The organism is Paenimyroides ceti (genome assembly GCF_030409925.1).
Map to the genome: position 1 here is coordinate 1 of NZ_JAUFQU010000028.1, position 14,046 is coordinate 14,046.

Consider the following 14,046-nt stretch of genomic DNA (forward strand, 5'->3'; position numbering starts at 1 on the left):
AGATTTGTGCTCACTGTCTCTATATAATCCATAGGAAATAAAATTATAGTCGTTTACAGCTACATCGCTAAAATCACTTTGACCCACAAACGTGCAGGTGCTAATCTTATCTCTACTTATTTCGCTAAAGAAGCCGCTATTTTACTGAACAAGTAAGTATATATTAGTATCTTTACAGAACAACAAAAACAAGACAATGAAATTTTTTATGTTCAGCATGTTGGCTCTTTCATTTTTGGGAGTTTCATGTAATAAAGAGGAAAAAAAATCCAAGGAATTATATCCTGAAGAAGTAGTTGACCCGAATGATCCAAAAGTGATTATTGAACAAGGAAAGGAACTCTTTAACAGTAATAAAGCGGCATGTTATACCTGTCACCTTCCTGATAAAAAAGTAATCGGCCCAAGTATTCAGGAAATAGCAAAAATTTATCAGGAGAAAAACGGCGATATGTTTGCTTTTTTACGACAAAAAGCAGAACCGATTGTAGACCCCGCTCAATATGATGTAATGAAAGCTAATTTCGCCATTATCAAAACCTTTAGTGATGAAGAAGTTAAATCTTTAGAGCTTTACATAAAAAGCCACCTAAAATAAATTTAAATAAAGACAGTTGTTGAATTCCAGCTGTTTTTTTATTGTATAGTAATATGTAGCAATACAATTTCCCAACTTGGTATTAATAACAAAAAACATTTTAATATTCAAATTCAAAAAGTTAATATTTTGTTAATTTAAAATATTGTATTGTTTTTTACTTAGTTTTGAGATATTAACTACAAAATTATACAGTATGAAAAAATTATTTATTTTATTAGTAATTTCTTTAGCAGCATTCGCAGGGTGCTCACAAGAAGACAGAGAAGCCGAAACAAAAAATAATTTAAGCAAAGAGGATGTAGGATATAAACTAAATTTAAACGATTTTACTCCTTTTAAAACAGATACAATTGTTTTATTTAAGGCTTACACCGCTAAAGAATTGAATAGTCACATTAAAAACACACTGAACAGTTTTAATGATGAATTAGAAGAAATCAGAAAAAAGTACCCAAATGCTGATTTGGTAGTGTATAAGTTAAATTTCAAGCAAAATCAGGCTTTTGTCACTGATTTGCATTTTCTTGATACAAAGGCAAAAAAAGTAATCGATATATTTGACAATAAAATCAATAGTACCTTCCCTTCATTGATAGGCATTGCAGATCTATTATTAGGAAAATGTCCTGAAGGCTGGACCAGTGGTGGTTCGTTTTCATCTAAAGAAGGGATTGCCACCGCAACAGAAAAAATACTTAGCCCAAGCTTAAAAGGAAGCGGAGATTGTGTTCAGATTCAATATGCACGTGGTTTAGTATCCGTTCAGGTATGCCACAGAAAGTGTTAGAACACATCTATATTCTTAAAAGATAAAAAAACGAGTTTAATACTCGTTTTTTATTTATAGATAACCCTTCCATTCATCAAAAAATTCATTCAGAAACCCTTCCATATAATTATGCCGCTGTTGTGCCATCTGTATTCCGGTCTCAGTATTCATTCGGTCTTTTAGCAAGAGTAATTTTTCATAAAAATGATTGATAGTAGTACCATTGCTGTTTTTATATTCCTCTTTGGTCATATTCATTTTAGGCTGTTGTGCCGGATCATAAATTATCCGGTTTTTATAACCGCCATAGTTAAAAGCACGGGCAATACCAATAGCACCAATAGCATCTAACCGATCAGCATCCTGTACAACATCCAGTTCTTTGGAATGAAAGTTTTTCTCAAAATTACCTCCCTTGAATGAGATATTTTCAATGATTTTTTTTACATGCTCAATGATTTCAGGATCAACAGCCAATGATTCTAAAAAGCCAGCTGCTTTTTCAGGTCCCACGCTCTCGTCTCCGTTATGAAACTTACTGTCTGCAATATCATGCAGCAGTACTGCTAATTTTACAACAGTAAGGTCACATGCTTCCTTCTTAGCAATAGTTACTGCTGTATTATACACACGTTCGATATGGAACCAATCATGTCCCGACTCGTTATGTTGCAATTCTTTTTGCACAAAAATGATTGTTTTTTCTATAATGTTTTGCATCTCTGTAAATTAAAAAAAGCTGTTATCACAGCTTTCTATTTATATTATTTCACCATAGCAGGGTTTACCCATTTAAACACGTGTGACTCTGCAGATATTTTCATTCTTTCTGCCAGACGAGCCATACGATCCGGAAGTCTCATAAGATAATCTCTCGCTTTCTCAGCTTCATCTGTCAGATTGGTTATTTTATCGATTTCCCAACGGCTGATCAATTTTTGTAATATTTCCACATAATCCATAGAAGTATAAACTCCAATACGCTGTGCAGATTCCGAGAAGTGATGGAAAGCATCGCCGATGGCTCCGCCTGATTCTCGAATAAGGTTGGCTGGCATGGTGATTTTTTTCTTCATCATATAATTAAAAGCAAGCATCATCTCAGAAGGATCTACTTTAAAAATCCGATCTACAAATTCAGAATATGCATGGTGATGACGCATTTCATCTCCAGCAATCAAACGACAGATTTTTGATAATTTATGATCTCCGTTTTTCTTAGCTAACTGCGCTACTCTGTTATGAGAAACATACGTTGCCAATTCCTGAAAACTGGTAAAAACAAAGTTTTTATACGGATCGCTGTCGGTTCCCGGATCAAATCCGTCATTGAGCAAATGGTGTGTGGTAATTTCTACCTCTCTCATGTTCACTCTTCCGGATAAGTACAGATATCTGTTTAACAAGTCTCCGTGACGGTTTTCTTCTCCTGTCCAGTGACGTATCCATTTTGCCCATCCGTTACCACCTTCTCCTTCTTTTTGTTTTACACCATCAACATCCATCAGCCAGGATTCATAAGTTGGCAATGCTTCTTCAGTGATTGTATCACCTACTAAAACAATCCAAAAATCATATGGTAATTCTTTAGCGTATTCTCTTAATTCTCTAACTTCTTCAAAAAAATTATCTGATTCTGAATTGGGTAACAAATCAGATGGTTGCCAAATTTTCTCCACTGGAATCAGATAGTTATCTACGAAACTATCTATATTTTTTTCCAGAAACTGCATTACTTCTAATCGAACATTTTTTGTTGACATATTTTTTTCTTTTACCGTCTTATCCGTTTATTAATATTTTATTTGCGAGGTGATTTTTTCCTGTGTGATCTCAAACAGGGTATTAAAATCATAGTCATTCACTTTCATCGGTTCATGTATTTTCATACTGACTCTTGCCCCCAACCCTAAAGGAAACATTCCATAACGGAATATTTTCCATGAATTATTTATGGTAACCGGCACTACATAAGCATCCGGTGCATACTTGCATAATATTTTCATTCCGTTTTCAGAAAAGCTTTTAGGTGCACCCGTTTTTGAACGCGTTCCTTCCGGGAAAATAACAGCTGATCTGTTGTATTTCTGGATGTATTCTGCCAATCCTTTGATAGTAGGTAATGCCTGTTTTGAATCTTTCCGGTCAATAAGCACAGAACCACCTCTTTTAAGATTGAATGACACACTCGGAATCCCTTTCCCCAATTCTTTCTTACTTACAAATTTAGGATGTGCTTTTCGCAGATACCATATCATTAAAACAATATCATAAAGACTCTGATGATTGGATACAAAAATTACCGGCACTTTTTCAGGCACCAACGCTACACCTTCTACTGAAAATGTAGTTCCTAATATATGTCCGCATCTCAATAAACAGCCATTAAGAATGTCTACGCTTTTTTTATGTGCCTGATAACCAAAAATATTTAAACAAATCCATTGAATCGGATGAAAGATCAACAAGGCTAACGCAAAAAAGAAATAAAAAACAATACTAATTGGATAAGAGATAATTTTTTGCACTTTTATGAAATTAAAGGTCAAATATACAATAAAAACAAAAACCACCGATATAATCGGCGGTTCGTTTGTTTAAAAAAGGGATAAGTTTAACAGTGTTCTTAACAGTGTTCGTTATACGCTTCTTTTAAGTTTTCTGAAATAGTCTCCGCCGGGTGACCTTCAATATGATGTCTTTCTAACATATGTACCAATTCTCCGTTTTTAAACAACGCCATACTTGGTGATGATGGGGGAAAAGGAAACATTTTTTCACGTGCTGCATCTACTGCATCTTTATCCACTCCTGCGAAAACAGTTACAATCTGATCCGGTGTTTTACCGTTGTCCAAACTCATTCGTGCTCCCGACGTGCATTTCTTGCTGCACAACCACACACTGAATTTACCACTACCAAGGTTGTTCCTTCTTTTGCTAAAGCATCTTCCACTTCTTTAGCTGTATATAATTCTTGAAAACCGACAGCAACAAGCTCTTCACGCATCGGTTTTACAATTTCTTCTGGGTACATAATTATCTGATTTACGTTATGACACAAAATTATAAAACTATTTTGTTTTAAGCTATGTATTTAATAATCTATTAACGGTGTTTTTATAATTAAAAAAAATGGCTTATATAAAAACAAGCCATTTTTCTAATCAACTAACCCACTCAAATTAAAAATTATAGGAAACCGATAAAGCTATATTCCGTGGATCTATCTGATTGATAAAACCTCCTCTGAAATATGAATTTAACCCTATCTGATCTGTTATATTATTGAAATAAAATCGTGCATCGAATCCTTTGTATTTATAGCCCAGCTGTGCATTTAACGTATAGTAAGAAGGCATGTCAAATGGTTCTGTACCTCCCATATTTCCATGTCCGTCCGGAGCCAGACTGTATTCATTAACCGGGCGTTCACCAACGTAATATAAACCTGTACTGATGCTTAAACCATTTAGCACCCCGTTATTAAACAAATACTGAATCCAGCCGTTAGCTGTGTTTTTTGGGGCATTCATGGGTGCAGAACCGTTTACATACGAAGGGCTGTTTTGATATTGCGCATCCAGATAAGCATATCCAAGCATTACCGTAAGATTATCTAAGATACGTCCGTTTAGCTCTACTTCTACTCGGTTCGTTTCAGATCTCCTGCTTTAAATACATAGCCCGTCGGATTTGAAGTACCCGGTTCATATTCGGTGTTTGACAAGTTGCTGGTGAGAATATGAAAATAGGTAAAATTAAAGAGTAAGCGATCGTTTAGCCATGAAGATTTTATTCCTGTTTCAAACTGGTTGGTCACTGCTGCTCCCACTTCTTCTCCTGTGTTCAGCTTATCTGCAGCGCTTCTTAAACTGGTGGAATTGGTAAAAGATCCAAAACATTAACTTGTTCTATAGGGCTCAGCATCACACCTACCATCGGATTCCATGCAGAGCGTTGCGTACCGTTGGTAGACACAGCATCTTTTGTAATTATTTGTGAATACCGAAGACCAAAAACTCCTTTCACATATTTATTAAATTCTACTACATCCTGAGCTAGAACACCAAACGTACCATACTGAGCTCTTACAGGATCATTTGCCTTAAACGTAATTTTTGCCGGCATCTGTTCCCCTTCCTCTCCAGTGATTACTACATCATTGATCGCATTTGGAAAATTTTCATAGATGTTTATTTCATCAATATAATTGCGTTGTAAACCGTTTACATCAGTTGTAAAGCTGGTGGTAGTTGCATCGGCTGTGCGATAATCGAATCCTAATTGTGCCGTATGTTTTACAGAACCTGTATAAAGTTCCTGTCCGATCAGATCAAACTGAAACGTACTGTTTTTATCTTCTCTGAGACTGCGGCTCATCACTCGCTGGCGAATGTGATACTCTTGTGAGCCTCTTATTGCGTTTGCGGTTGTTTGTGTATTATCTACGCTGTAGGATGATTGTGCATAAGCAGCTCTTATCCGGAACTGATCGTCCAGTTTATGATCAATTCTAACCATCATACTGCTCATTTTTGTGTTGTTATTATCACTTTTGAATCCTAAAAATTTATCATCAGGCAAGACATACAATGCATTAGTTCCCTGATTAGCCGCCAGATTTACAGCAGAAGTATGCGGTGTCCGGTTATCATTAAAATAATCTCCTTCAAGAACAACTGTTGTTTTCTCTGTAGGCTTCCAGGCCAGGGAAGGATTCAGATAAACGCGGTTAGATTTTAAATACGCCCTGTAACTATCTGCGCTTTCGTACGCTCCGTTTAAACGAAATGCTACTGTTTCACTCTCATTTAATACCGTCTGGTAGTCAAATACCGGACGTATCTGATTCCAGCTTCCCACGCGCAACCCCACATTGGCAGCATTAACAAAATTCGGCGTTTTTGTTACCACATTAATTACACCTCCTGCATTTCCCAAATCGGTAATAACCCCTTGAGTAATAGCAGCAGAGCCTTTGATCATCTGTATCGATTCTACTCCCTGCATATCAATAACTCCTGAGGCAGTCTGAAACTGAGAATCCATACGCACACCATTCTTTAATACTGGTATTCCCCGAAATCCGCGTGCAGACATACTTTCTTTCACACCACCGTAACTCCCAAATAAGGTAACACCTGGAATATTCCGTACTGCATCTGTAATCGTTAAGGCTCCCTGAGCTTCGATTACTTTATTAGAAATAACAGAGATACTCTGTATCTGATCTTTAGGTTTTAAAGGCATTCGGGTAATCGTTGCCGTATACTTTTGCTGCATGTTGTGCAATAATATCAGGATTATTACATACAAGCCACTCACCGCTCACCGGAAAACCACCATAACCTCTTGCTTCTGGGATGTTGGTTTTTTCAAGTAAAGGAAGGGTGGCTCCGCCAGCTCCAATAAAAACAAATTTTGAATGAATGCTTTTCAAAATATTATTTTTGAGATCCTTTACGGTTACTCTCCAGGTAGCATCTTTATTTCGTTTAATATTAATAACCTCATGGTTAAATTCTATCCGCATATTAGATGATTTTTCCATATTAGAGGCTAACTCTTCTGTAAGAGCACCAAAATTTACATCAGTACCAATATCAATTTTTGTAGCCGCAATTTTCTGACGGGAATCCCTTTCTTTCATAATCAGAGGAGCCCATTGCTTGATCAGTTCAGAATCTTCAGTAAATTCCATCCCTGTAAACAATGGATGTTTTTGGAGTGCTAAAAAACGTTTTTTAAGATATTCGCTGTCTTTTTCTCCAATTACAAAACTCATGTGTGAAGTGGGGTTTATAAATTTCGAAGCTGAACTTATTTTATGATTGGCTACCAGATAAGACCAAAACTGTTTAGAAACTTCAAAAGACTCATTTACTTCCACTGCTTTATGAATATCAATGCTTCCGTCACTTAACTCCGGCGTATAATTAAGCTCACACAAAGCAGCATGTCCTGTACCTGCATTATTCAGCGCTGCTGAACTTTCCATACCTACGGCCTCAAGTCTTTCATAGGTGACCATAGTAAGATTGGGGTCTAATTCATGAAGCATATTAGCCAAAGTAACACTCATTATACCGCCACCAATCAACACTACATCAACTGTTTCAGTTTCACTGCTTTTATTATTACAGGAAATAAAAGCAAGAATACACAATAAACCTATTAGTTTCTTTTTCATTTATTACTGATTTGAATAAGCAGATTAATGACTTTTGAAAAAGAGTAAAGAAACAAAAACACAATTGCTCCCGTAAGAAAACTAAAAGCTGGTAAAATCCATGCTCCGGTTCCTCTTGGTGTAGCCAAAAGATAAACAGTGATTATCAATGCACCAATACCTATAACATAGGATAAAAACAAAAAAATTGCCGACAGAATTTTTAATGTTTTTTGCTGTTTGTTGTATTCATTTTGAGTCGCAGTCATATCAATCATATATTTAATTAATGAATATTCTTTCTTAAATATACAAAAAAAATTATGAATACTTTAACAATAAAACAAAATTATCAATAAAACAATTTTATAAATATTTACAGATGACCGGATCCTGTTATTTTTAATTCATTTAAATCAATCTGTACTTCAGCTTTTCTTATTTCTTCATCTTCAAATGCATGCTCCTTTTTTAGTCTGAACAATTCCTTACGCTGCTCAGAATAAATTTTCATAAGTAAAGAATGGTATTTCTTGATTTCTTTATGCTTAATCTCTCCACATTCAAAAGATTCTAAACGTTGCTGTATATTATATACTTCATTTTTTATAGTTGTTCTGTACAAAGCTATCAATTCATTTCCTTCAGCATCTGAGTTACCATATTTTTCGAGTAATCTTATCGCTACATCATCCAGACACAACTGTATACGCGCCTGCTGTTCATCTTCAGGCATAATATCATCAATTTCTTCAATTTTAATAAGCTTGATCACTAAAGGTAATGTTAAACCCTGAAAAACAAGAGTAACAAAAATGACGACAAAAGTCGTAAATATGATCAGGTTCCTTTGTGGAAAAGTTACACCGTTGTCCATAAGAACCGAATTGACAATGCCGTTGCCAAAGAGACTACTCCTCTCATTCCTGCCCAGCTGATGATTAAAGGACCTTTCCAGCCTGGTGATGGATCTCTTCTTGCTTTGGCACTTAACCATCTCGGAATATAAGCTGAAGGATATACCCACAGATAACGCAATACAATAGTAATTGCACTTATAATCAATCCATAACGAATACCATCGGCAATAGAATAACTTCCTAATCCACGTATGATTTCAGGTAACTCTAATCCAATCAGAATAAACACTAATGCGTTCATGACAAAAATAAGCGTTGTCCATACTCCCAGCATATTCAAGCGGGTACTTCCGGTTTTAAAAACTTCATGAGCTCTGTAAGACATGAACAATCCACCACTCACTACGGCCATTACTCCTGAAAAATGAAATTGTTCTGCACAGAGAAAAAGTATATACGGAGTCATTACCGTTAAAGCCGCATCAATTGGAGGAGTAGTAGGTAAAAAGCGATGAATTACATAAAGAATATGCGCTCCTGCCAGACCAACTACTGTGCCCATACCTGCTACCATAAAAAACTGGCCCGTTGCCTCCTGCATCGAAAAAGTTCCGGTCAATACAGCTGCCAGTGCAAACCGGAAAACAATCAAAGAAGAAGCATCATTTATAAGGCTTTCTCCTTCCAATATTGTCATAAGTCTTTTAGGTACTTTCATTCCTTTTAAAACCGTTGCAGCAGCTACTGCATCAGGAGGAGAAACAATACCTCCTAATAAAAAACCCAAAGCCAGAGTAAAACCGGGAATAAGCAGAGCTGATGTATAGGCAATAATGGAAGACGTAAAAAATACGAGTCCAAAAGCCAGTAAAGCAATCGGTCTCTTCCACTTCCAAAAGTTATTCCATGAAGTATACCATGCAGCTTAATACAGCAGAGGAGGCAGAAAAAACAGAAAAATAAGTTCAGGGTCTAAATGAAGTTCCGGAACTCCGGGAATAAAACTGATTCCGAGACCTGCTATTACTAAAAATACAGGATAAGCAACCCTGATACGCTGTGCCAGCATTACAAGCAAGAAAACAACAAATAGTAAGCACAGAATTAAAAGTAAATTGTGATGCATGATGTAAAAAAATAGTCCATAAATAAAAAACTTCCCATTGAGCAAATCATAAAGACTAAAATGATATAACTCTCAATTGCTAAAAAATGCCTCTGATTCGACAGTATTAAATATATAAAAAAACAGAATATCCCTTTCTAATCCATTAAATTCCATTTCTTTTTGAGGAAAAAAAATATTCTGTTTACAAAATATTTATTTACAATTCCCTAATTTATTCATAAATACGTTGCTATGAAGAAGAAAAAATTTTTACCTTTACGGCGTTAATGAAACTAAGAGTCTTCATATTATCTGTTTTTATCATGGCCTTATCTTTAGTACCATGTAGTGACAGTATGCCTCTGAGTAATATCTTTACACCACTGAAAACCCTCACACAGAGTTCAATAAATCACAACGGTCACGATCATTCAAACAAGACAGATTTATGCAGTCCTTTTTGTAGTTGTAACTGTTGTGGCAGTATCATTGCTTCTATTTCTCTACCTGAAACTCTAAGTTTTTCAGCATTGATACCCATGAATGGTGCGCGTGAAATTATATATAACAATCCGGAATACTCCAGTTATATTGATAGTATCTGGCAGCCGCCAAAAATTAAAGCTTAATTTATTGTAACCAGTCTTTGAAGAGGATAACTGTTTCTTGCACACTGCAAAAACAGCTGTTTTCTTTATATACTATCTGAAATTTATATTCAGAATATTCAATAATTAATTTTTAATTAAAAAATTCATGTTAGATACTATAATCAAGTTCTCTATAAAGAACAAATTCATTATTGCCATAATGACTTTGTTATTAGTCATCTGGGGAATATGGAGTGCCACAAAAATCCCTATCGATGCACAACCCGACATCACCAACAATCAAGTCCAGATTATTACGCTATGTCCTACTCTTGCCGGGCAGGAAGTAGAGCAATTAGTAACCTTCCCTATCGAACAAAGTATTGTAAACCTTCCTGATTTAGAAGAGGTAAGAAGTATTTCAAGATTTGGTCTTTCTGTTATAACAGTTGTATTCGATGATGATGTTGATATTTATTTTGCAAGACAGCTCATATCTGAAAGATTAAAAGAAGCTGAAAGTAAAATTCCTGCCGGAATCGGAATACCTGAATTAGCCCCTGTAAGTACCGGTTTAGGAGAAGTATATCAATATATATTACATCCTAAAAAAGGAAGTGAAAAAAAATATACTGCTATGGATCTCCGGACTATGCAGGATTGGATTGTAGCCCGCCAGTTATATGGAACTCCCGGAATTGCAGAAATCAATAGTTTCGGAGGTTTACTCAAACAATATGAAGTAGCTGTAAATCCGGATCGGTTAAAAGCAATGAGCATCAGTATTACTGATATCTTTACTGCATTGGAAAAAAACAATGAAAATACTGGAGGTGCTTATATTGACAAAAAACCAAATGCCTATTTTATACGTGGAGTTGGTCTTGTAAAGACATTAGAAGATGTAGGCAATATTGTAGTAAAAAATGATACCGGCAGCGTGCCGATTTTTATAAAAGATGTAGCAGAAGTTCGCTTTGGAAGTGCTGTCCGTTACGGAGCCATGACTTATAACGGAGAGGTTGACGCTGTTGGAGGTGTTGTCATGATGCTCAAAGGAGAAAATGCAGATAAAGTAGTAAACAGGGTTAAAGAAAAAATCCCTACCATCCAGAAATCACTTCCTGACGATGTTATTATAGAACCTTATCTCGACCGTACCGATTTGGTAGGAAGAGCTATGAACACGGTAAAAACAAACCTTATTGAAGGTGCTTTGATTGTTATCTTTGTTCTGGTTATTTTTCTTGGAATTTAAGAGCCGGACTCATCGTTGCTTCTGCCATTCCTTTATCCATGCTTTTCGCACTGGCCATGATGAATCTTTTTGGAGTGAGTGCCAACCTTATGAGTTTGGGAGCTATTGATTTCGGACTGATCATTGACGGATCTGTCATTGTGGTGGAAGCCACTATGCACCATCTTGGAATGAGGAAGTCCATGAAACGTCTTACACAACAGGAAATGGACGAGGAAGTATTTGTGTCGGCTTCAAAAATCCGTACGAGTGCCGCTTTCGGAGAAATTATTATTCTTATTGTTTATATACCGATTCTTACATTGGTAGGCATTGAAGGAAAAATGTTTACGCCTATGGCTAAAACAGTAGGTTTCGCAATCTTAGGTGCACTTATTTTATCGTTTACATACATTCCTATGATGAGTGCATTGTTCTTGCCTAAAAAGATGAGTGGTAAAAAGAATTTCTCGGACAAACTAATGGATTTTCTGCAAAAAATATACGAGCCATTATTGCATAAAGCCATCAAAGCAAAGTATATATTTATAGGACTTTCTGTGAGCTTATTTGCCTTCAGTATTTATCTTTTTTCCAGAATGGGAGGCGAATTTCTACCGACATTAGGAGAGGGTGATTTTGCCTACCATTGCATATTACCTCAGGGAACTTCCCTGAGCCAGAGTATCGAAACATCTATGCAGGCATCCCGAATCATCAAAGAATTTGATGAAGTGAAAATGGTTGTAGGGAAAACAGGAGCGGCTGAAGTACCTACCGACCCCATGCCGCCGGAAGCAACAGATATGATGGTGATTTTGAAACCGCAAAAAGAATGGAAAACAAAAAAAACTTATGATGAACTAGCAGAAGAAATCAATGAAAAACTGGAAGCAATTCCCGGAGTTTTCTTTGAAAAAAACCAGCCGATACAAATGCGTTTCAATGAACTGATGACAGGAATACGACAAGATGTAGCCGTAAAAATTTTCGGTGAAGATCTGGATGTATTACTGGAATATGCAAATAAAGTAAGTGCTGTAATCCAAAGTGTTGAAGGCGCTACTTCACCTCAGGTAGAACGCGTATCAGGTTTACCTCAGATCAATATTGAATACGACCGCACCCGAATGGCAAATTACGGTTTGAACGTACAGGATGTTAACAGTATCATTAGTACGGCTTTTGCCGGAAAAGCTGCAGGCGTTGTATATGAAAACGAGAGAAGATTTGACCTTGTTGTTCGTCTGGACAGTCTTCACAGAAGTTCGATTGAAGATGTCAACAATTTATTTGTTCCAATGGCAAACGGTAATCAAATTCCGCTTTCACAAATTGCAAAAATTGATTACAAACTGGGACCTGCGCAAATAAGCCGGGAAGATGGTAAAAGAAGAATCGTTATCGGATTTAATGTACAGAACAGAGATGTTGCCAGCGTAGTAAAAGAAATACAGGCAAAATTAGATACAGAAGTCAAACTTCCGTCAGGATATTATTTTACCTATGGAGGGCAGTTTGAAAACCTCCAGAAAGCAACTGACAGACTTTTAGTGGCTGTACCCATCTCATTACTGCTGATTTTTATTTTGTTATATTTTACCTTTCATTCGATACGGGAAGCCTTACTTGTATATGCAGCCATCCCTATGAGTGCTATCGGAGGTGTATTTGCGATGTTACTCCGAGGAATGCCCTTTAGTATCTCCGCAGGTGTCGGTTTTATTGCTTTGTTTGGTATTGCTGTTTTAAACGGAATTGTATTGATAACCACTTTTAACAGGCTGGAAAAAGAGGGGTGGAAAGACCTTGTTCCAAGAGTTATTGAGGGGACAAAAACCAGATTGAGACCGGTTTTAATGACTGCAATGGTAGCCAGTTTCGGATTTTTACCAATGGCAATCAGTACTGGTGCAGGAGCTGAAGTCCAGAAACCTTTGGCAACTGTAGTCATCGGAGGGCTTATTTCTGCCACTTTGCTTACACTATTTATACTGCCGTTGCTGTATATTACTTTTAACGGAAAAAATAAATCTAAAAAAGATATCTGATGAAAGCTGTTTTCACCACACTAATTATAACTTTTATGTTATTGGGCACTTCAGATTCCAGTGCCCAAACCAGAATCATAACACTTGATGAAGCTATTGATCTGGCACTGGAAAACAATTTGAATATCAAAGCAGCATCCTTAAATAAAGAAGCTGCTCAAAAACTGGAACAATCATCATTTGAACTACCTAAAACCAATGTTTCTTTTCAATACGGGAACAATGAAGGCTTTGAGTATAACGATGGTATCCAGATTTCACAAAGCATCCCTTTCCCCACTCTTTTCGGAGCGAAAAAACAATTATTCGAAGCACAGACACAAGGAAAGGAATGGGATAAACAAAATTCAGTAAATGAATTAAAAAGTCAGGTCAGAAGCTACTATTATCAATTGAGATTTCTTGAAAATAATGCCGAAAAGCTGCGTTACTTAGATGGCCTGTATGAAGACTTTGTAAAAATTGCTTCTCTGCGTTATAAAACAGGAGATACACGAAAAATAGATATCAATACAGCAGAAACGCAACGCGGAGAAATTACATTGTTGTATCAGCAAAATGAAATATACATTCAAAATGCCTATAAGAATCTGAAAACGCTTTTACAGATAAAAGAAGATTTCAACATTCAGAAAGAAACCTTCAGTCCAATGTTTTTA

At 36.3% G+C, this 14,046-nt stretch carries 14 protein-coding genes and 2 pseudogenes; 4 read left to right on the forward strand and 12 right to left on the reverse strand.

The annotated features are described in order from the left end of the window. Positions 1–196: 196 nt before the first annotated feature. Together QW060_RS19850 and QW060_RS19855 are read left to right on the forward strand one after the other, a co-directional pair. Positions 197–598: a c-type cytochrome gene (locus tag QW060_RS19850; protein ID WP_290361835.1), complete on the forward strand. Its 402-nt coding sequence runs from the start codon at positions 197–199 to the stop codon at positions 596–598. A gap of 196 nt (positions 599–794) precedes the next feature. Beyond that, on the forward strand, positions 795–1,388 hold the full coding sequence (locus QW060_RS19855; RefSeq protein WP_290361834.1) for a hypothetical protein: 594 nt from the start codon (positions 795–797) through the stop codon (positions 1,386–1,388). A 54-nt stretch (positions 1,389–1,442) separates the two neighbouring features. Here QW060_RS19855 and QW060_RS19860 read toward each other — a convergent pair whose 3' ends face one another. The 12 genes and pseudogenes from QW060_RS19860 to QW060_RS19915 form a co-directional block, all read right to left on the reverse strand. Further along, complete coding sequence (locus QW060_RS19860) at positions 1,443–2,090, reverse strand: HD domain-containing protein (RefSeq protein ID WP_290361833.1); 648 nt, start codon at positions 2,088–2,090, stop codon at positions 1,443–1,445. Between the two features lie 44 nt (positions 2,091–2,134). Further along, positions 2,135–3,133: an acyl-ACP desaturase gene (locus tag QW060_RS19865; RefSeq protein WP_290361832.1), complete on the reverse strand. Its 999-nt coding sequence runs from the start codon at positions 3,131–3,133 to the stop codon at positions 2,135–2,137. Between the two features lie 30 nt (positions 3,134–3,163). Next, entirely contained in the window at positions 3,164–3,898 is a 735-nt protein-coding gene (locus tag QW060_RS19870; protein ID WP_290361831.1) for a lysophospholipid acyltransferase family protein, read from the reverse strand. 98 nt (positions 3,899–3,996) lie between these two features. Then, positions 3,997–4,406: pseudogene (locus tag QW060_RS19875) on the reverse strand (BrxA/BrxB family bacilliredoxin). 148 nt (positions 4,407–4,554) lie between these two features. Further along, the gene (locus QW060_RS19880) at positions 4,555–4,974 is read right to left on the reverse strand and encodes a TonB-dependent receptor (protein ID WP_290365002.1); all 420 of its coding nucleotides are present in this window, start codon (positions 4,972–4,974) and stop codon (positions 4,555–4,557) included. Between the two features lie 41 nt (positions 4,975–5,015). Further along, the gene (locus QW060_RS19885; RefSeq protein ID WP_290365003.1) at positions 5,016–5,204 is read right to left on the reverse strand and encodes a TonB-dependent receptor; all 189 of its coding nucleotides are present in this window, start codon (positions 5,202–5,204) and stop codon (positions 5,016–5,018) included. Between the two features lie 35 nt (positions 5,205–5,239). Beyond that, on the reverse strand, positions 5,240–6,688 hold the full coding sequence (locus tag QW060_RS19890) for a TonB-dependent siderophore receptor (RefSeq protein ID WP_290365004.1): 1,449 nt from the start codon (positions 6,686–6,688) through the stop codon (positions 5,240–5,242). Beyond that, positions 6,606–7,562, reverse strand: coding sequence for a malate:quinone oxidoreductase (locus QW060_RS19895; protein ID WP_290365005.1), 957 nt, complete (start codon positions 7,560–7,562; stop codon positions 6,606–6,608). Before QW060_RS19895 ends, QW060_RS19890 begins: the two co-directional genes overlap by 83 nt. Then, positions 7,559–7,819 (reverse strand): hypothetical protein, encoded by a 261-nt coding sequence (locus tag QW060_RS19900; RefSeq protein ID WP_290362192.1) that lies wholly within the window; start codon positions 7,817–7,819, stop codon positions 7,559–7,561. The genes QW060_RS19895 and QW060_RS19900 overlap by 4 nt, the downstream gene beginning before the upstream one ends. A 98-nt stretch (positions 7,820–7,917) precedes the next feature. Next, positions 7,918–8,418: a cation:proton antiporter gene (locus QW060_RS19905; RefSeq protein ID WP_290365006.1), complete on the reverse strand. Its 501-nt coding sequence runs from the start codon at positions 8,416–8,418 to the stop codon at positions 7,918–7,920. Further along, complete coding sequence (locus QW060_RS19910; RefSeq protein WP_317623214.1) at positions 8,403–9,278, reverse strand: cation:proton antiporter; 876 nt, start codon at positions 9,276–9,278, stop codon at positions 8,403–8,405. The genes QW060_RS19905 and QW060_RS19910 overlap by 16 nt, the downstream gene beginning before the upstream one ends. Positions 9,279–9,326: 48 nt before the next feature. After that, the gene (locus QW060_RS19915; protein ID WP_290362191.1) at positions 9,327–9,527 is read right to left on the reverse strand and encodes a hypothetical protein; all 201 of its coding nucleotides are present in this window, start codon (positions 9,525–9,527) and stop codon (positions 9,327–9,329) included. A gap of 269 nt (positions 9,528–9,796) precedes the next feature. Between QW060_RS19915 and QW060_RS19920 the strand changes: the two genes are divergently transcribed. Both QW060_RS19920 and QW060_RS19925 read left to right on the forward strand, forming a co-directional pair. Then, positions 9,797–10,138 carry a DUF6660 family protein gene (locus QW060_RS19920; RefSeq protein ID WP_290362190.1) on the forward strand — a complete coding sequence of 114 codons (342 nt, stop codon included), beginning with the start codon at positions 9,797–9,799 and terminating at the stop codon, positions 10,136–10,138. Between the two features lie 127 nt (positions 10,139–10,265). Beyond that, positions 10,266–14,046, forward strand: a pseudogene (locus tag QW060_RS19925) (CusA/CzcA family heavy metal efflux RND transporter); the annotation flags it as partial.

Excerpts from the sequence above, each read along its gene's own strand:
- QW060_RS19850 (WP_290361835.1), top strand. The coding sequence starts at position 197 with ATGAAATTTTTTATGTTCAGCATGTTGGCTCTTTCATTTTTGGGAGTT.
- QW060_RS19855 (WP_290361834.1), top strand. The coding sequence starts at position 795 with ATGAAAAAATTATTTATTTTATTAGTAATTTCTTTAGCAGCATTCGCA.
- QW060_RS19860 (WP_290361833.1), bottom strand. The coding sequence starts at position 2,090 with ATGCAAAACATTATAGAAAAAACAATCATTTTTGTGCAAAAAGAATTG.
- QW060_RS19865 (WP_290361832.1), bottom strand. The coding sequence starts at position 3,133 with ATGTCAACAAAAAATGTTCGATTAGAAGTAATGCAGTTTCTGGAAAAA.
- QW060_RS19880 (WP_290365002.1), bottom strand. The coding sequence starts at position 4,974 with ATGCTTGGATATGCTTATCTGGATGCGCAATATCAAAACAGCCCTTCG.
- QW060_RS19895 (WP_290365005.1), bottom strand. The coding sequence starts at position 7,562 with ATGAAAAAGAAACTAATAGGTTTATTGTGTATTCTTGCTTTTATTTCC.
- QW060_RS19900 (WP_290362192.1), bottom strand. The coding sequence starts at position 7,819 with ATGATTGATATGACTGCGACTCAAAATGAATACAACAAACAGCAAAAA.
- QW060_RS19905 (WP_290365006.1), bottom strand. The coding sequence starts at position 8,418 with ATGGACAACGGTGTAACTTTTCCACAAAGGAACCTGATCATATTTACG.
- QW060_RS19915 (WP_290362191.1), bottom strand. The coding sequence starts at position 9,527 with ATGCATCACAATTTACTTTTAATTCTGTGCTTACTATTTGTTGTTTTC.
- QW060_RS19920 (WP_290362190.1), top strand. The coding sequence starts at position 9,797 with ATGAAACTAAGAGTCTTCATATTATCTGTTTTTATCATGGCCTTATCT.